Raw genomic sequence first — 15,886 nt, 5'->3', positions numbered from 1 at the left:
ATCCAATATGAATACCAAACTTCACTATTTTGCTATTCATCTTCAATTCCTTTTAAAACCTCTTCAAGCTCTCTTTGAAGCTTTTCAATGCGCTCTGATGATACCGGTGGCTTTTGATCCGTTGCATTTATCTCTGGCTTTTCAAGGCTCTTAAGAATGCGATTGGCTTGGTAGCGAATATCGCTTTCAAGTTTTTCACAATAGCGATAAAAATCTGCTGTTGATGGCATAAAGGTTGCGTTTAAACCCTCTGCTTTGCCTTTCAAAGCGTTCTTGGTTGCTGCTTGCAATACCCAGCTGCTTATGCCTTCAAGAGTGTAGAGATACGCAAGTGCTGTCGCTTTCTCATCTGATCCCATGGGGCTCTTAAGTCCGTTTGAAAGGACAAGATACGTTGTTTGAATTTCTTCTTCGGTTGCTTTTTTCTCAAGCTTTTGCAACGCATCATGGACTAGTGAAGTAACCCTCTCCGCTTCTGCAATCAGTGGCTTTTGCCCCGTTTTCCAATGGAATGGTGGTTCGGTTATCATCCTCGAATAAAAATTTGTACACACTGTCTGAATTTTTAATATTGGACATGTGCTGTGCAACGCGATAACTCCATCCACGCTGCTGTTCTGTTTTTTCAATGCGTTGTTTTGCATATTGTTTTTCCCTTTCTAACTTTTCCTTTTTCTTGGCTAAAAGTCCATATTCTGGATGTGTAATCCACTTGTACCAAGCCTTTTGCCAATCACTTTTTTTAGCATTTCGATTTGGATTATCTTGCCAATGAAGTTTAAATCTTTCGAACTCTAATAACGCTTCCTCATGCGTTAACCCTTGATCGATTGCGTATTGCAAATTAGGTTCGAAATCAGCAGGCAATCGACACTCTCGATTAGCTTTCGCTCGTTTTGCTTTCTTAGGAACGCTTTCTTGCTCGTGAATGGGTGGTTGGTTTGTTTCTATCGTTTCGATTAGCTCTGATTGGCTATCAACATCATCACACTCGATTGGTTCGTAAACCAAATCGGTTGTTTCTAAATCTTCAAATTCAGTTTCTTTTTTTGATAAAACGATAGTTTTATTTTTTTTATTATATATGTTAATGTTATTGTTAATGGCATTGCGGTCGCATTGCGAAACGCATGCGGTCTGCATACAATCCGCATAGGCGGTTTCATTTACATGATTATTGTCATTTTTACCTTTTGTTTTATGCCATCTAGAATGAGCTGCTTTTGATGCCGCTTCTGATTTTTCTTTGCTATCATTTAATTCTAATTCAACATCTGGATTCCATAAGCGACCATCTTCTAAACAAATGATATGTCCAGTTTCCAATAAAAGATCTAATGCTTTCTGAAATCTTTTAATTGAACACCCAGCCAATAAAGATAACACTCGAAAATTATTCGTAAGCGGTTCACCAGTGCGAAGCATCTGAAATCGCAACTTCACATAGATAAAACCTTCAAAAGAAGGCAAATGTGCAAGATCAAGTAGCCACTTGTCTGCAAAAAGCCTCGTCCATGGCAACTTAGTTGACATGTATTGCCTCCTCTCTTTTCTTACTCCACCTTGCTAAAGCTGCTTTCGAAGCGTTTTTTGAAGCTTTATCTATTGTCTCAAAATCAAAGGCTAGTGACTTATGCCATAAGCGACCATTCTCTAAACGCGTGATATGATCCGTGCTTATTAAAGTCTCTAATGTCTTTTGAAACGTTCTTATTGAACACCCACACCAACTCGATAAATAAGACGCATTATTTACAAGAGGCGCTTTCCTATCATTCATTAGCAACACAAGTGTTGTATAAACAGCCTTCTCGGTCGCTTTTAAGCCCATAAGATCCTTTAAAAAATGATCTGTACTAAATTTTACAAACGACACTTTATTACTATTACTGGACATCATTTGAGATCTCCCTCTCTTTAACTAAATGTAAAATCGCTAAAGCATCTGCTTCATTATCATCACATGGCTTGTGTCCTTTAATACACATTGCCTCTATCATCTCTTCTTTCGACGCATTCCCCTTACCCGTCGTCGCTTTCTTAATCGTGCTAACTGGTATCCCCTCATACGGTATCTGATGATGTTCACACCACGCCGTTAATGTTGCTAACAAACCACCGTAAACATGCGCTGCATCAGTTCCAACATGACGCCTCACCTCTTCAAAATACACCGCGTCAATGCCACCGGCTGTATGCTTTATTTCTGTAAGCCATTGCTTAAAGCGTAAATAACGCATTCCGCCGCCTTCAAAACGACGGGGTTGGAAACTCATCGTACCACTTATGATACTATCGTCCCCTCCACGTATCGCCCACCCCGTCTTCGTGCCTAGATCAAAACAAAGAAGCGTGTTAATCATCTAAAACCTGTATTTAATGATTGTTTTTTCTTAGAATGGTGCTTTAAACGGCTTCTTTGCACATAATTTTACTGCAATTCACACAATAAGAAACGTTAGAACGAGATAATTTTTTAATGAGATTTTCTTGCTCTTTTATTATTTCATCTTGTTCATCTATCTCTTGTCTAAGCCTTTTTGTGGCTTTAAAAGCGCGATAAACCGCATAAAATGAACACCAATTAGCAATACAAGATATAATAAGCGCAATTAAGCCCATCTCTCTCTCCTCACTTACTTTTCTTCTTTAAACCGGTCATCACGACCAATCTGTTTTGCTTCGCATTCCATTAAGAAAAGAAGGCAACAAACCGCATGTGCCAAGTGTGATAAATCACTCTCAGCATCCTTACTTTCTCCACCAAACCATGCTAATAAATGACGCAAAGCTGCACCGTGAAAACGGCTCCAATCCATGCCATGACGCCAATTGTTTGCGCCGTATTTATTGGCTCCAAAATCTAATACTTTACCGATTTCAAGCAGTGCCAACGGCGGTACAAGCTCTAAACGCGCCTTGCCGTCATCATTCTTATGCGCTTCATTTGTGCTCTGTGAAACGTGTTTACGCATGTAAACTTCGTCGTTATCGCGAAAATCTTCATTACCACAAACTTTTGCATTTCCATAAATTTTGGCATTACCAGAAACCTCGGCATGACCAAACACCTTGGCAAAACCACAAACCTTGGCAAAACCACAAACATGGGAATTGCCATAAACATGGGTATGAGCGAAAACTTGAGCATTATCGTAAACACGTGCATCACCATAAACATAGGCATTGCTAAAAACCATAGCATTACCATAAACCTTGGCATTGCCATAAATCGCAGCTGCTAAAAGAACATGGGCATTGCCATAAACACGCGCTTTGTCAAAAACATGAGAAAAACCATTAACATGGGCATTGCCAAAAATACAAGCATCATCAAAAACCTTGGCATCTCCATCAACCCAGCAATTACCATCATGGGATAGATTGCCTTCCTTTTCAATAAAACCACCAAGGTCACCTTCTTTTACATCACCAAAGTCTCTTAAGGCGCGGATACGGTGTAAAGTACGTCCATTAACTTCAATTGTTTCATCTGTTAGTTCATATTTCTTTTTAACAGCCATCATAAGCTCCTTAATGCTGCAAAGTCTCGCCGGTGGGATCAACACCGCAGCTCTTGCAAATTTTCGACAATGGGGGGCGTTGCTCTTGCATTAATGACTGCAAGCGCTCGGGATAAAAAAAATCTTCGGGACGCAAATCTATCCCATGTTCACGCGCATAATTTAAAAGTACAATTTGGTATTTAGCTGGGATAATGCCGCCTTTACCCTCTCGCTTTTCAAAAGGATAAGTCCATTTATAAACAGCAGACACATGGCATTGAGAAATCAACGACACACGCTTTGCACCGCCTAAATACTTTATAATCATAACTGCTGGAGTAATCATGTAATCCAAAATTTTCTGTCATATATTTACGTATTACGCAAATATAAACAAAATTTTCGTAATACGCAACATTGATTATTTAATAATTTTAATAGAGAAAAATAAAATGGATTTTCAAAAGCTAATAAAAGTGTGGATTAATGAAAAATTAAATGAAATGGGGCATGGAAGCCGTAAGGCTTTAGGGCAACATTTAGGATTGAGTCCATCATCTATTACGCGCTTATTATCGATTGATGACTCTGACTCTAAAGCCTACCGTGATATCACCGCAGAAGAGCTAGTGAATCTACACAGTTTCTTTAAGGAGTATCCTCCGTATCCTGCTTTAAGCAAAATAGATCAAGATTTTTATGATCTATATTCGTCTTGTAATGAAGAAGAACGGAGGGCAACTTTAGCGTTTCTTCATACTTTAATCGAATCAAAAAAGCGATAGTTGCTATTTTTTCTTCATTTGATAATTGTGAAAATTTTCTTTTTGCAATCTTATAACCTTTCATAAAATCTCCAAATATCTATAAAAAAATACACTAATTTAGATAAATATTCATAAAATAATTTTCGTAATACGGTATTTTTGATATTGACATTACCGTAAAACGAAAATATGTTCACTCCATATCGTAAAAAACAACCATTGCCAATAGGCTGTATGGAGGCATTTGTGAAAAAACCAGTGTTTATAAATTCTGATGAAATTCTCTTAGTCATCTGCGAAAATGAAGAACAAAATCTCGCTAAATCGGGTCCTTTCTTAGAAGAAAGTGATATGATCAAATTTATCGACCAAGCCGATAATGCTGTTCAAATCTTCCGTGTGGAACCAACAACTAATCGTTGTGAAGATATTTCTGAAGATCTTGCCGAATGCTATCTTAAAGAACGTGAAGAACAGTGCTTCAATGGAAATATACCTCACGACTTTGTTCTACACAGCTCCGCATACGATTTTTTTTTAGAAGAAATCGAACAGCAGCGATATGAAGATGAAACTTACGGTACTTATGAACAGCAGCACCGTCTAACTCTTTCGGATGTCATTCCAAACTACCCATACTATACACACTACAGAGGGCGTTTTTAACAGCGCCCTCCTCTTTCCTCTTATTCAATTATCGGATGGAGTAAACTTATGGATAATCCTATTGCTATTACAAATAACACCATTAACGAAGAAAGCGTTCAAACAGTCAACGCACGTGAATTGCATGCCTTTTTAGAAGTAGGTAAAAAGTTTGCAGACTGGATTATGGAACGCATTAACAAATATGATTTTGTCGAAAACAGAGATTATATAGTTTTTCCCAATTTGGGGAAAAACCTCCAAGGTGGTCGTCCCTCTAAAGATTATGCTCTCACATTAGACATGGCAAAAGAACTTTCCATGGTAGAGCGTAATGAAAAAGGAAAACAAGCTCGTTTATACTTTATCGAATGCGAGCGACGTGCAAAGCAGGCAGCAATACCACAACAAATCGACTATTCAAGTCCAAAAGCTATGATGGGCTTTTTGAATTACCTACAAGGACAAATAGATCAACAAGATACTATCATTGAATATTTAAAACCAAAAGCAATGGCTTTGGAAAGCTTGCAACGCTCTGATGGGCTCTTCGGTCTTACTGAAGCGGCTAAAATTCTCGAAATGCAACCAAAACAGTTCATTCAGTTCCTACAGAAAAAAGGATGGGTGTATCGACGCACTTTCGGGGCTCCTTTGTTGCCTTATCAAGATAAAATCCAAAAAGGTCTTATGGATTGTCCTACACACACCATTCAAACAACAGAAGGAACAGAAAAAGTCGTACCAGCTGCTAAAATTACCACAAAAGGCATGGGGGTACTGTCTCAAGAAATGAAACGACAAAACATGCATTAATAAGGAAATAAACCATGGAAAAGAAGTACGAACTGACTGATGAGACAATCGAAGTTAATAGACATACTCTACACCGCATACGTGCATTAAAAGATTTTGGATATGTCAAAAAAGGTGACCTTGGTGGTTTTATACAAAAAGAGAGCAACTTAAGCCATAAGGGAGACTGTTGGATTTTTGGCAATGCACAAGTTTATGATAATGCCAAAGTTTATGGTGATGCGCGGATTTATGGGAATGCACTCGTTTCTGAAAATGCACAAGTTTCCGATTATGCCGAAGTTGGTGGTTCTTCTGTTAGAGATAATGCCAAAATTTATGGCTATGCACGGATTTATGAAAATTCTGTTATAGGGGGGAGTGTACACGTTTACGGAAATGCTAAAATTTATAATCAAGCATATATTCGCTGTCGTGTAGACATTGCTGGAGATTGTAAAATTAGTGGATCCACCGTGATCTTAGATCGTGAGAAGCAATAAACCATGGAAAAAAAATACGAACTTACTGATGAGACAACTTGGATATACGGAAATAAGTTAACTTATCGCATTCGTGCATTGAGAGATTTTGGAGATGTAAAGGCTGGTGATTTAGGTGGTTTTGTAGAGCACGAAAGAAACCTCTCGCATAATGGAAATTGTTGGGTTCGTGGTTTGTCCGCTGTTTATGATGATGCTGTAGTTTGTGATAATGCGATAGTTGATGTTGCCTCGCAAGTTAGTAAAAATGCCAAGGTTTTTGGTAATGCGCAGGTTACCAATGGTGCTAAAGTTTCCGATAATGCACGTATCTACGACAACGCATGTGTTTCCGGTACAGTGATTTATGAAAATGCGCAGATTTATGGAAATGCAAAAGCTTGCTGCGGTGCATCTATCTACGGAAATACAAAAATTTACGACAAGGTATTGGTCTGTGGTTATGTAAATGTTTATGGAGACTTTGAACTTTCTGGACTAGCCATGATTGGCGATAACCGCAAACCTTCAACAGAGGATTACAATCCTTTCTAACAACCAAACCAAACAACTTTTAACACAAGCGTGATTCACGCCACGGGGGAATTGCGCGCAAATCAAGGAAACAATAATGACAAATGCACAATTAGCCACTATGGCAAAAAAATATGGGTTTTCTCATGATGAATTTCGTAAAACAATTATCAAAACATGTATCAATCATAACTTCTCTGATGAAGAATTCGCTGCTTTTATCTCTGTTGCCAATACTTATGGATTAAACCCATTAACAAAAGAAATCTATGCATTCCCTAAAAAAGGCGGCGGTATTATCCCTGTTGTCTCTATTGATGGGTGGATTAAAATCATCAAATCTAATTCTCAATTCGATGGCATGACTTTTCAAGATCAACTCGATAAAGACGGTAAGTTGATTGCTATCAAATGCGCTATTCGTCTCAAAGGCATTAAAGATCCTATCGAGGTCACTGAATATTTATCGGAATGTAAAAAAGAAAACAGTGACCTATGGGGAAAATATCCAGCACGCATGTTACGTCATAAAGCAACTATACAATGTGCACGCTATGCTTTCGGTTTTTCCGGTATTTATGAAGAAGATGAAGCGGCTCGTATTAATAATACCACACCAGTACAACTCATTTCTTATGACATGCTTGAACAAATCAAAGAGTTAATTAAAGAGACTGGAACGAACGAAAATAATCTTCTTTCTTACGCAAATGTAGAAAACTTAACAGATCTGTCTTGTGAAAAAGCACAAGAGGTTTTGGCGCTTTTGGAAAAAAGGAAAAACATTCAAAGAGAAAGAGCTCTACAATCTCACCCGCAACAAGAGCAAATAGACGCGCCTATACAAGATGCCGAATATATTCATATCCAAGATATCGAATATGCACCAACTCAACAACAAACGGCGGTGTGAGATGGAACAAAGAACAGCACAATGGTTTCAAGCACGGTTAGGTAAAGTCACCGCTTCAAACGTTTATAACGTCATTAGTAAAACAGCAAAGGGAACTCCTACAAGCAAATATGAAGATTACAAAATCAAACTTATGACAGAGCGTTTAACGGGTGAAATAAGCCAATCTTATCCAACGCCGGCTATGCAATGGGGCATTGAACATGAAGAAGATGCTCTAAAAGAATATGCATTCATTTATGATACAGAAATCACTCAATGTGGTTTTATCCAACACCCCACAATCAAAATGGCGGGGGCTAGCCCTGATGGGCTTATTGGTGAAAACGGTTTAATCGAAATCAAATGTCCACAATCAATCAACCATTTACGCTTTTGTATAGATGATGAAATTAAACCAGAATATCATGCGCAAATGCAATTCCAAATGGCTTGTACAGAGCGAAAATGGTGTGATTTTATCAGTTATGACCCGCGTTTTGCGGGGGATTCATCTCACTTGCGTATGAAAATCAAACGCATCTACCGTGATGACAAACAAATTGAACAGATTAATCAAGCCGTCGAAGCCTTTTTAGCAGAAATAGAACAAGAGATACAAAGAATCTCAATAAAAGCCGCTTGAAACTATGGGGGTGCTTATCCTCACCAACGCCTCCTAGCACCCCCACCCTTTCCTAACAATTTTTAATCAATTCGTGACTCACCACACGAGTGAATTGCGTCTCAATGTAAGGAGAAGAGATATGGCGCCTCGTAAAGCTATCATAACGCAAGCAGACATTGCACGAGCTTTAAGAGAAGCAAAAAAGCAAGGCTGCGAACTCATAGAAATCAAACCTACCGGTGAACTGCTTATCTATCTGAAAGCAGATATTCCAATACCAAATTCCGTTAGCCATCCAGACACACTTTTAGATTTGTCAAAGAATGAATATTACGAAATCGCACTCTCTAAGATGTAAAATTGATCATGCCTAAACCACGCCCCCCCTATCTTCTAAAAGAAGTCACACGCCATAACAAAATCATATGGTATGTACGTATTGGTCATGGAAAACGTATTCGAATACGCGGAACCTATGGAACGCAAGAGTTTGTTGACAACTACAAAAGCGCACTTGCCGAATTACAAGGCATAATCCCTCCAAAACCTAAAACCGGAAAACTGATTGAAGGGTCATTTGCATGGCTGCTTAAACAATATTTTAATAGCTCTGATTGGTATTGCCTTGCTAAAGCTACGAAAAGACAAAAAGAACTCATTCTTATGAAGGTATGCGATAGCATAGGAAATATCCCATACCAAGCAATTGAAAAAAAACATATCGTAGCCGGTGTTGAACGCCGTAAAGAAACACCGGCAATGGCTAGAAACTTTCTGAAAGCACTTAATGGACTTTTTAATTGGGCGATTGACCAAGGTCTTTTGGAAAGTAATCCAACAGTAGGAGTAAAAAGACCAGCTCTTAACAATAAAGACGGATTTGCTGTTTGGACAGAAGATGATGTTGAGAAATATTACCAACGCTGGTCACATGGTACCCATGAACGGGTTTGGATTGATGTTCTTCTTTACACGGGTTTGCGCCGTGGTGATGCGGTTCGTATTGGTTGGAAAAACGTCAAAGATAATATCATTCACCTCAAGACAGAGAAAAGCAAATATCAAACAGATGTTTTTCTGCCTATTTTACCAGAATTAGCAGAGACTCTTAAAATTGGTCCTATTGGAAATGAAACATTTATCTGTAGTAAAACTAATCAAAAATTTATCAAAGAAAGCTTTGGTAATGCATTTAGAGACGCTTGTAATGCGGCTGGAATTAAAAAATCAGCCCATGGATTGAGAAAATTAGCAGCTACACGCGCAGCAAATTCTGGAGCAACAGTTTCACAACTCAAAGCAATTTTTGGCTGGACAGAAGATCAAATGGCATCTCTTTATACAAAGAGCGCAGATCGTAAAAGACTAGCTCTTGAAGCTATAAAAAAGCTCCAAAAAAGTTAGGGAGTAGAGACAAAAAAACGTAATAGAATCAAGACTCGGGTATTCCCTTACATTCAACATAATTTTTTGATTTTATTTGCTTTCTTTTCGCTCTCTGGGGGCACCATTTTTTTTATTTAAGTTATTAAAATACATATATTTTTCCTTTAAACAGTAATTTTCAGACCACCTCTTGTAGTTTATACAATTTTACTTAATTTGTTGTTGTTTGTTCCCTATTTTTCTTTGGAGTAAAGGCTAAGATCTCCTTTTTTCTCCATCTTACGGCTCTTCCTAGCTTATAGGGTTGCGGAAACTCCCCTTGAAGCACCCAATTGCGAATCGTTGTGGTTGATACACTAAAAAGCTGTGCACATTCACGGGTTGTTACATATCTATCGCCATCATCAAATATCATCTCATTATCTTTCTATTTTTATATTACTTATTACTTAAATGGGTGGGGGTGCTGGGAGGAGAGAGCACCCCCATAACTTCATGCAGCTTTTGTCGAGATCTTTTCCATCTCTTGCTCTATTTCCTCTAAAAAGACTTCAATCGCTTGATTAATCTGTTCAATTTGTTCTTCATCACGGTGGATGCGTTTGATTTTCATGCGCAAGTGAAGTGATTTGCCTACAAAATGCGGATTATAGCTAATGAAATCACACCATTTTCGTCCAGTGCAAGCCATTTGGAACTGCATTTGCGCACTATATTCGGGCTTTATATTGTCATCTATAAAAAAGCGCAGGTGAGTATTTTTTTGCGGGCATTTGACTTCAACTAAACCGTCATCGCCAATAAAACCATCAGGGCTTGCACCAGCCATTTTGATTGTGGGATGTTCGATAAATCCGCATCTTGTGACAATCGTGTCATAAATGAATTCATATTCTCTCAAGGCATCTTCTTCATGTTCAATGCCCCATTGCATAGCAGGTGTCGTATAAAACTGGTTTACTTTCTCTGCTAATCGCTCTGTCATAAGTTGGATTTTATAGTTCTCATATTTGCTTGTAGGGGTTCCCCTCGCTGTTTTACTGAGTACATTATAAACGTTTGATGCGGTGACTTTGCCTAGACGGGCTTGAAACCATTCTTCTGTTCTTTGTTTCATTTCACACCGCCGTTTGTTGTTGTGTTGGTGCATATTCAATATCTTGTATAGGTGCGTCTATCTTCTTTTGTTGTGGAAGAGATTGTTCTTTTGGAGCCTTTTGCTTGTTTTGTTTATCTTTCAAAAGATGCAAAACGATTTGGGCTTGTCCCTCAGACATATCGGCAAGATTTTCGACTTTCACATAATCAAGTACCTTTGCTTCTTCTGATTGGGTTTGCACTATGAGTCTTCTGATTTCATTGATTTGCTGCGGAAATGCCTTTTTGATAGGGGGATTTCCATCTGTATCATCATCTTCACTCACAATATTAAGAAGCATACCTAAGAGATATCTACGTGCGTACGTGATTGTAGAACCAACTGCTTGTACGTTGTTTTTACTCCCTGTAGTGTCAAAAGGAAATGTTCCTTGTGTTGATATTTCATTGCCTGATATATGCTTTAAAGTCATTTCTACAGTTATGGCATTTGAATTCTGCTCTTTGATACGAGAAAACAAGGAAAAGCGATATTTTGAAAGACTATCCTTTATGGCATCAAGATATTTATCAAGCGTAGCATATTGGCTATTTGTATGGGTGTTTGTAGCATTTTTATGTATTTTTTGATATTCCATTTGCATAGTAGAAAGATCACGAACAAAGTTCTTGCGCTCTTGTCGTTCTATCTCCTTTTCTCGTAATTCGAGAAGGCTCTTGAGACGATCCAGATTAACATCATTTTCTAAAGCTCTTTCTAAAATAAGTTCCATAGCTGTAGGTTTGATTTCATAATCGTTTGTTTTGTTTACTTCTGTTAAGTTCGTGTTTTGTTCATTCATTTTGCTTTCCTCCATTGGAGCGCAATTCACCCGTGGCGTGAATCACGCATGTGTTAAAAGTTGGTTTGTGTTGCTAGAAACGGCTTATGTAGCTTATATCGCTTGCTGAATAGTCACTTTCGCAGATGATTGAATTGCGTCCACGAATTTCAAGATTACCAAAAATATTTACATTATCGAAAATATATACTCCATCTAGAATTTTCATATTTCCGGAAATGTGTGCTTTATCACTTATATAAGCATCTCCATAGACACGGGCATTGCCATAAACATGGCCCAAAACTCGAGCCTCACCATAAATTTGTGCATTGCCGTAAATTTGCGCATCATATTCAACATATGCTTCACCGCAAACTTTTGCATTTTCATAAACACGCGCCCTGCCTGTAATTTTTGCGCGTTCAAATACTTGTGCATTGCCGAAAATTTTAGCGTCACCATAAACCATAGCTTTATGCCAAACCCAACAATCGCCTTCATGCGATAGGTTGTCTTCTTTTTGTATATAGCCGCCTAAGTAACCTTTTTTAATATTTCTAAAATCTCTTAATGCACGTATGCGATAAAGTTTTTTACTTTTATCGGTTTTTGCATCATAAAATTCTTTTATTTCATCAGTAAGTTCGTATTTCTTTTCCATGATTTATCCCCCTACCTTAAAATAGCGTCACTTCCATAAAATGCTGTATCGCCGGCTACTATGGCATTACCACGAACTTTTGCGTTATTATAAACTTCGGCATCATCATAAACCTTGGCATTTTCAGAGATATATGCATTTTGATAAATACAAGCATTGCCTCCAACCCAGCAATTATCATCATGGCTAAGATTCCATTCACTCTCGACAAAGCCACCAAGGTCGCCTTCTTTGACATCATCAAAATCTTTTAAGGCGCGTATGCGATAAAGCGTTATTCCATCAATTTGGATTGTTTCATCAGTGAGTTTATATTTCTTTTTTATCATGATAGCCTCCTCTTAATGTATGCTTTGTCGTTTAAGTTCTTGAGACAACACACCAATGCCTTTTGCTGTGATTTTTGCGCAAGGAATGACTTTTTCTATTCCACTGGCGGTTTGAAACGTGATGGTTGGACAATCCATTAGTTGCTTTTGGATTTTGTCTTGATACGGTAGCAAATTTCCACCCGCTGCGCGTCTGTAAATCCACCCTTTTTGCTGTAAGAATTGAATGAATTGTTTTGGTTGCATCTCGAGTATTTTAGCAGCTTCTGTAAGACCAAAGAGCCCATCATGGCGCTGTAAGCTTTCAAGAGCCATGGCTTTTGGTGTTAAATCTTCAATGTTGGTGTCTTTTTGATCTATTTGACCTTGTAGGTAATTCAAAAAGCCAATCATAGCCTTTGGACTTGAATAGTCGATTTGTGGTGTTACTGCTTGCTTTTCCAATTCTTGCCAACGATCTATAATCCTAGCACGTAATGTCATGCTGTAACCCGAAACTAAAATGAGGCATTCACGTTTAGGGAGGTTGTAGCAGTTTTGGAGCTTACTCTGTTTATCTAAATAGGTGGATCCAAATTTGGATTACCCCCCTTCAGGATATAATTCTCCTAACATTTGCCGAATATCACGCATAATATGCGCATGTTGCTTACCGCATAACTCTGCAATTTCACGACTAGACATTGTTTGAACTGTTGTGTTTTGAAAATTGTTTTCAGATGTTGTAATAAAGTTTCGCATCATCACTTCCTAAATTAATGAAAACACAAGTCTTGGTATAATATTCTGCCATAGTTTCTATGGCGTTCTGTTTGAGCGATTTTCTTTGCTGCGTGAATTTTGAAGTGATGATTATCGGTTTTATCTGTTTCTATTTCAGATTTTGGACAAATCTTTTTTTTGTTCCATTCTTGTTTTGTAAAAACAAAATCCACACCTTCTTTTAGATCAAGCTTTTCAACACAATCATTAAATCAAGTATTAAAATCTTGTTTTAAATTTAAGTACCTATGCATGACATGGGCATTGACCATTTGGACATAACCAATACTATTGTCTGCCTCGTTTTCAGGTATGAGATATCCTTCACTATCATTATCATGTGTGTTCATAAGTTTACTCTAATCAATTATTGATGGGAAAAAGGGGCGCTTTTTCAAACGCCCTTAAGAATTTTAAAGTACATCACAAGGACGCAAACGGTGTTGTTGTTCGTAAGTACCGTAAAACTCATCATTATATTTTTCGTCTGCAATCTCGTCTAAAAGTCTATTGTAAACATCACTTTCGCGTATAAAGTAATGAACCTCACTATCCTCATAGAGATCTTCAATATTTGCTTCTACATATGCTTCTGCAATATCTTCAGAGATATCTTCACAACTCTTCTCAGAAGGATTGATGCGAAAGATTTGGATTGCATCATCTACCTCATCAACAATGCTTAGAACTTGGCTTGCATCAAGTGGTCCAGACTCTGCAATGTATTGCTCTTTATCGTAGGCAACTAATAAGATTTCATTGGAATGAATAAGTATTGGCTTTTCCATAATTTCCCCTCCCTAACGCCCCTTGGCAATAGTTTGTGTTAATTTATGGATATATTAGTACAATATGAATGAAATACAGTCGGGTACAAAATGTACTATTTTTCAAAAAAATTAAAAAATGACGAATCATCGACTAATTTAAGAATCAATAAGTATGCAGTTTATTGTAGAATTAATAATCTGCTATGACTTGCTGATGGCATCTAATTGATAATTTAAATAGAGAATCTTAATTGTACTTACATATCAAGAATAGTGCGTCGTACACGACCTATTATAGAAATGGCACCTTCAAGTTTTGGAGCTTTTATTGTTTTATCGTACGAAGCAGGTTGAAAAGGAGGATTATCATTTGGTCTATATCGCTTATATGTAGCTTGCCCAGTTTCATCTGCAATTACATAGCAAGCATTAGGTACAAGCTTTTTATCTCGCATATTTACAAGTATTATGGAATCTGGAGGACTAATTTTATTCATGGATGCACCATCTACACGCAACGCAATCCATTCACCGGCCGGAAGATTAACAGCTTCTGTCATAGGATAATCTGAAAAATCCATTATCCCATCTTGCTCGCTTAACTCTCCAGCACTAATCCATGAAATAAGAGGAATACTTATATTAAGACTAGGATTTTCTTGAGGAGATTCACCATATAAAATCCATCCCGGATCGACGTTAAATACTTGTCCATAGAGTTCGGCTTTTTGTCGAGAAACAGGACGATTTCCATTTTCATGACTAATTAGAGTATTTTGATTAAGAGCTGATATAGCGCGTGCAGCCTCGCTCGGTGTTGCATACCCAGCATTTTTACGCGCTATTTTAAGTCTATCTTTTGGCAAATAACTCATTCGTACATTATCTACTATTTTTTTCATTCATTGTGTACTATTTTATCTTGATTTAAAATTGTACGTAATGTACTATTTTGATCATGGTTAATAATTTTTATGTCAAAAATTTGATTGAGTCTTGGGGATCTATAGGTCAATTTGCGAAGGAAATCGGTTGTAGCTATGAAGCTGCACGTAAAATGCGCGATCGCAATAGTATTTCTCCAAAATATTGGAACATAATTATCCAATTGTCTGAATCCAAAGGTCCACCTTGGGTTACACTAGATTGGTTTCTTCATATGTATGAGAATAAATCTCATGGTGTTTCTCTTCTAATAACAGAAAAAAGAAAAAGTACGATTTCTTTAACGGAGAAATTTACAACATCGAATGGGGCAATTTGTATGAATAATTCTACAGACAACAACAAACACCCACAGCATAATTCACAGGCTTAAAGAAGAAAGATCATGAAAAACGGGATATTGAAGAAACTCTATACGCAGCTTTGTAGATTAATAGGTTGTAATACGAAAATGAAGAATGGAGATAAATTTGTGAAAGAATTTGCACGGATAGCGGATCGTGATTGTAGCATAGAAGATCTTGTGAAACGACACGAAACTCACACAACAATTCTTAAAAAACGAGAAGAATGGCATAAGTCAAAATTTGATAGTTGGATGAGATGGCATGAAGCCACTCTTGCAGAGCGAGATAAGTCAATTGAACAACAGCGAGTAGTACTTGAAAACCTATCCACTTTAATTAAGCAAAAAAATAAGACACTGTATGAACAAAGATTAAAGTTGGCTTCACAAATGGAGCTAATTGATGAATTAAATAATAAACTCATTGAGTTAATCAACAAAAAAGAAGAACTGAGATTGAGAGATTTTCTTTTCGCAGGAGAAGTTTTTTAATTCTTGCGTCATCTGAACCAAAAA

General features: G+C 37.5%; 25 protein-coding genes and 2 pseudogenes. 11 read left to right on the top strand and 16 right to left on the bottom strand.

The genetic code is table 11. From position 1 onward, the window contains the following. Positions 1-32 precede the first annotated feature (32 nt). From BTR_RS04740 to BTR_RS04710, 7 genes are all read right to left on the bottom strand, one after another. A complete protein-coding gene (locus tag BTR_RS04740; protein WP_038473496.1) occupies positions 33-530 on the bottom strand; it encodes a hypothetical protein in 498 nt (165 codons plus the stop codon). After that, a complete protein-coding gene (locus BTR_RS04735; RefSeq protein ID WP_012231612.1) occupies positions 445-1,533 on the bottom strand; it encodes a DUF1376 domain-containing protein in 1,089 nt (362 codons plus the stop codon). Before BTR_RS04735 ends, BTR_RS04740 begins: the two co-directional genes overlap by 86 nt. Further along, positions 1,523-1,900 carry a DUF1376 domain-containing protein gene (locus tag BTR_RS04730; protein ID WP_012231611.1) on the bottom strand — a complete coding sequence of 126 codons (378 nt, stop codon included), beginning with the start codon at positions 1,898-1,900 and terminating at the stop codon, positions 1,523-1,525. The genes BTR_RS04735 and BTR_RS04730 overlap by 11 nt, the downstream gene beginning before the upstream one ends. Beyond that, positions 1,887-2,363 (bottom strand): crossover junction endodeoxyribonuclease RuvC, encoded by a 477-nt coding sequence (locus tag BTR_RS04725; RefSeq protein WP_012231610.1) that lies wholly within the window; start codon positions 2,361-2,363, stop codon positions 1,887-1,889. Before BTR_RS04725 ends, BTR_RS04730 begins: the two co-directional genes overlap by 14 nt. Positions 2,364-2,406: 43 nt before the next feature. After that, positions 2,407-2,622 carry a hypothetical protein gene (locus BTR_RS04720; protein WP_038473493.1) on the bottom strand — a complete coding sequence of 72 codons (216 nt, stop codon included), beginning with the start codon at positions 2,620-2,622 and terminating at the stop codon, positions 2,407-2,409. A 14-nt stretch (positions 2,623-2,636) separates the two neighbouring features. Beyond that, positions 2,637-2,975 (bottom strand): dATP/dGTP diphosphohydrolase domain-containing protein, encoded by a 339-nt coding sequence (locus BTR_RS13220; protein WP_171815237.1) that lies wholly within the window; start codon positions 2,973-2,975, stop codon positions 2,637-2,639. 559 nt (positions 2,976-3,534) lie between these two features. Beyond that, positions 3,535-3,852, bottom strand: coding sequence for a hypothetical protein (locus BTR_RS04710; protein ID WP_038473490.1), 318 nt, complete (start codon positions 3,850-3,852; stop codon positions 3,535-3,537). Positions 3,853-3,958: 106 nt separating this feature from the next. Between BTR_RS04710 and BTR_RS04705 the strand changes: the two genes are divergently transcribed. The 9 genes from BTR_RS04705 (at position 3,959) to BTR_RS04665 (ending at position 9,653) form a co-directional block, all read left to right on the top strand. Continuing rightward, positions 3,959-4,291 carry a hypothetical protein gene (locus BTR_RS04705; protein WP_038473488.1) on the top strand — a complete coding sequence of 111 codons (333 nt, stop codon included), beginning with the start codon at positions 3,959-3,961 and terminating at the stop codon, positions 4,289-4,291. 228 nt (positions 4,292-4,519) lie between these two features. Further along, complete coding sequence (locus BTR_RS04700) at positions 4,520-4,939, top strand: hypothetical protein (RefSeq protein ID WP_012231607.1); 420 nt, start codon at positions 4,520-4,522, stop codon at positions 4,937-4,939. A gap of 48 nt (positions 4,940-4,987) precedes the next feature. After that, complete coding sequence (locus BTR_RS04695) at positions 4,988-5,734, top strand: phage antirepressor Ant (protein ID WP_012231606.1); 747 nt, start codon at positions 4,988-4,990, stop codon at positions 5,732-5,734. Positions 5,735-5,748: 14 nt separating this feature from the next. Then, positions 5,749-6,216, top strand: a complete 468-nt coding sequence (locus BTR_RS04690; RefSeq protein ID WP_012231605.1) for a hypothetical protein — start codon at positions 5,749-5,751, stop codon at positions 6,214-6,216. 3 nt (positions 6,217-6,219) lie between these two features. Beyond that, positions 6,220-6,750: a hypothetical protein gene (locus BTR_RS04685; RefSeq protein ID WP_012231604.1), complete on the top strand. Its 531-nt coding sequence runs from the start codon at positions 6,220-6,222 to the stop codon at positions 6,748-6,750. A 76-nt stretch (positions 6,751-6,826) separates the two neighbouring features. Further along, positions 6,827-7,642 (top strand): phage recombination protein Bet, encoded by an 816-nt coding sequence (gene bet, locus BTR_RS04680; RefSeq protein WP_012231603.1) that lies wholly within the window; start codon positions 6,827-6,829, stop codon positions 7,640-7,642. Position 7,643: 1 nt separating this feature from the next. Next, positions 7,644-8,267, top strand: coding sequence for a lambda exonuclease family protein (locus BTR_RS04675; RefSeq protein WP_012231602.1), 624 nt, complete (start codon positions 7,644-7,646; stop codon positions 8,265-8,267). 121 nt (positions 8,268-8,388) lie between these two features. Next, positions 8,389-8,607 (top strand): hypothetical protein, encoded by a 219-nt coding sequence (locus tag BTR_RS04670; RefSeq protein ID WP_012231601.1) that lies wholly within the window; start codon positions 8,389-8,391, stop codon positions 8,605-8,607. A gap of 8 nt (positions 8,608-8,615) precedes the next feature. Next, the gene (locus tag BTR_RS04665; RefSeq protein WP_012231600.1) at positions 8,616-9,653 is read left to right on the top strand and encodes a tyrosine-type recombinase/integrase; all 1,038 of its coding nucleotides are present in this window, start codon (positions 8,616-8,618) and stop codon (positions 9,651-9,653) included. Positions 9,654-9,846: 193 nt separating this feature from the next. On the opposite strand, the gene BTR_RS04660 is transcribed toward BTR_RS04665, so the two are convergent. From BTR_RS04660 to BTR_RS04620, 9 genes and pseudogenes are all read right to left on the bottom strand, one after another. After that, a complete protein-coding gene (locus BTR_RS04660) occupies positions 9,847-10,050 on the bottom strand; it encodes a helix-turn-helix transcriptional regulator (RefSeq protein ID WP_012231599.1) in 204 nt (67 codons plus the stop codon). 78 nt (positions 10,051-10,128) lie between these two features. Continuing rightward, positions 10,129-10,752, bottom strand: coding sequence for a lambda exonuclease family protein (locus BTR_RS04655; RefSeq protein ID WP_012231598.1), 624 nt, complete (start codon positions 10,750-10,752; stop codon positions 10,129-10,131). Position 10,753: 1 nt separating this feature from the next. Further along, positions 10,754-11,575, bottom strand: a complete 822-nt coding sequence (locus tag BTR_RS04650) for an ERF family protein (RefSeq protein ID WP_038473484.1) — start codon at positions 11,573-11,575, stop codon at positions 10,754-10,756. Between the two features lie 73 nt (positions 11,576-11,648). Then, complete coding sequence (locus BTR_RS04645) at positions 11,649-12,218, bottom strand: LbetaH domain-containing protein (RefSeq protein WP_012231596.1); 570 nt, start codon at positions 12,216-12,218, stop codon at positions 11,649-11,651. An 11-nt stretch (positions 12,219-12,229) separates the two neighbouring features. Next, the gene (locus BTR_RS04640) at positions 12,230-12,547 is read right to left on the bottom strand and encodes a hypothetical protein (protein ID WP_012231595.1); all 318 of its coding nucleotides are present in this window, start codon (positions 12,545-12,547) and stop codon (positions 12,230-12,232) included. A gap of 12 nt (positions 12,548-12,559) precedes the next feature. Continuing rightward, positions 12,560-13,288 (bottom strand): annotated as a pseudogene (locus tag BTR_RS04635) (Rha family transcriptional regulator). Positions 13,289-13,302: 14 nt separating this feature from the next. After that, positions 13,303-13,659: pseudogene (locus BTR_RS13765) on the bottom strand (antA/AntB antirepressor family protein). Between the two features lie 63 nt (positions 13,660-13,722). After that, the gene (locus BTR_RS04625; RefSeq protein ID WP_012231594.1) at positions 13,723-14,097 is read right to left on the bottom strand and encodes a hypothetical protein; all 375 of its coding nucleotides are present in this window, start codon (positions 14,095-14,097) and stop codon (positions 13,723-13,725) included. Between the two features lie 239 nt (positions 14,098-14,336). Then, positions 14,337-14,954, bottom strand: a complete 618-nt coding sequence (locus BTR_RS04620; RefSeq protein ID WP_038473481.1) for a LexA family transcriptional regulator — start codon at positions 14,952-14,954, stop codon at positions 14,337-14,339. 83 nt (positions 14,955-15,037) lie between these two features. Between BTR_RS04620 and BTR_RS04615 the strand changes: the two genes are divergently transcribed. Then, positions 15,038-15,397 carry a hypothetical protein gene (locus BTR_RS04615; protein ID WP_012231592.1) on the top strand — a complete coding sequence of 120 codons (360 nt, stop codon included), beginning with the start codon at positions 15,038-15,040 and terminating at the stop codon, positions 15,395-15,397. Between the two features lie 12 nt (positions 15,398-15,409). Continuing rightward, entirely contained in the window at positions 15,410-15,862 is a 453-nt protein-coding gene (locus tag BTR_RS04610) for a hypothetical protein (RefSeq protein WP_012231591.1), read from the top strand. The last annotated feature ends 24 nt before the right edge of the window (positions 15,863-15,886 follow it).

It is taken from the genome of Bartonella tribocorum CIP 105476, assembly GCF_000196435.1.
Classification (GTDB): domain Bacteria; phylum Pseudomonadota; class Alphaproteobacteria; order Rhizobiales; family Rhizobiaceae; genus Bartonella; species Bartonella tribocorum.
The sequence above is the reverse complement of the archived record's forward strand: the minus strand, read 5'-3'. Positions and strand labels throughout refer to the sequence as shown.

Coding starts and splice junctions, on each gene's coding strand:
- BTR_RS04725 (WP_012231610.1), bottom strand. CDS start 2,363: ATGATTAACACGCTTCTTTGTTTTGATCTAGGCACGAAGACGGGGTGG.
- BTR_RS04695 (WP_012231606.1), top strand. CDS start 4,988: ATGGATAATCCTATTGCTATTACAAATAACACCATTAACGAAGAAAGC.
- BTR_RS04735 (WP_012231612.1), bottom strand. CDS start 1,533: ATGTCAACTAAGTTGCCATGGACGAGGCTTTTTGCAGACAAGTGGCTA.
- BTR_RS04690 (WP_012231605.1), top strand. CDS start 5,749: ATGGAAAAGAAGTACGAACTGACTGATGAGACAATCGAAGTTAATAGA.
- BTR_RS04730 (WP_012231611.1), bottom strand. CDS start 1,900: ATGATGTCCAGTAATAGTAATAAAGTGTCGTTTGTAAAATTTAGTACA.
- BTR_RS04740 (WP_038473496.1), bottom strand. CDS start 530: ATGATAACCGAACCACCATTCCATTGGAAAACGGGGCAAAAGCCACTG.
- BTR_RS04665 (WP_012231600.1), top strand. CDS start 8,616: ATGCCTAAACCACGCCCCCCCTATCTTCTAAAAGAAGTCACACGCCAT.
- BTR_RS04655 (WP_012231598.1), bottom strand. CDS start 10,752: ATGAAACAAAGAACAGAAGAATGGTTTCAAGCCCGTCTAGGCAAAGTC.
- bet (WP_012231603.1), top strand. CDS start 6,827: ATGACAAATGCACAATTAGCCACTATGGCAAAAAAATATGGGTTTTCT.
- BTR_RS13220 (WP_171815237.1), bottom strand. CDS start 2,975: ATGCGTAAACACGTTTCACAGAGCACAAATGAAGCGCATAAGAATGAT.
- BTR_RS04710 (WP_038473490.1), bottom strand. CDS start 3,852: ATGATTACTCCAGCAGTTATGATTATAAAGTATTTAGGCGGTGCAAAG.
- BTR_RS04650 (WP_038473484.1), bottom strand. CDS start 11,575: ATGAATGAACAAAACACGAACTTAACAGAAGTAAACAAAACAAACGAT.
- BTR_RS04670 (WP_012231601.1), top strand. CDS start 8,389: ATGGCGCCTCGTAAAGCTATCATAACGCAAGCAGACATTGCACGAGCT.
- BTR_RS04675 (WP_012231602.1), top strand. CDS start 7,644: ATGGAACAAAGAACAGCACAATGGTTTCAAGCACGGTTAGGTAAAGTC.
- BTR_RS04620 (WP_038473481.1), bottom strand. CDS start 14,954: ATGAGTTATTTGCCAAAAGATAGACTTAAAATAGCGCGTAAAAATGCT.
- BTR_RS04645 (WP_012231596.1), bottom strand. CDS start 12,218: ATGGAAAAGAAATACGAACTTACTGATGAAATAAAAGAATTTTATGAT.
- BTR_RS04685 (WP_012231604.1), top strand. CDS start 6,220: ATGGAAAAAAAATACGAACTTACTGATGAGACAACTTGGATATACGGA.
- BTR_RS04720 (WP_038473493.1), bottom strand. CDS start 2,622: ATGGGCTTAATTGCGCTTATTATATCTTGTATTGCTAATTGGTGTTCA.
- BTR_RS04640 (WP_012231595.1), bottom strand. CDS start 12,547: ATGATAAAAAAGAAATATAAACTCACTGATGAAACAATCCAAATTGAT.
- BTR_RS04625 (WP_012231594.1), bottom strand. CDS start 14,097: ATGGAAAAGCCAATACTTATTCATTCCAATGAAATCTTATTAGTTGCC.
- BTR_RS04610 (WP_012231591.1), top strand. CDS start 15,410: ATGAAAAACGGGATATTGAAGAAACTCTATACGCAGCTTTGTAGATTA.
- BTR_RS04660 (WP_012231599.1), bottom strand. CDS start 10,050: ATGATATTTGATGATGGCGATAGATATGTAACAACCCGTGAATGTGCA.
- BTR_RS04705 (WP_038473488.1), top strand. CDS start 3,959: ATGGATTTTCAAAAGCTAATAAAAGTGTGGATTAATGAAAAATTAAAT.
- BTR_RS04615 (WP_012231592.1), top strand. CDS start 15,038: ATGGTTAATAATTTTTATGTCAAAAATTTGATTGAGTCTTGGGGATCT.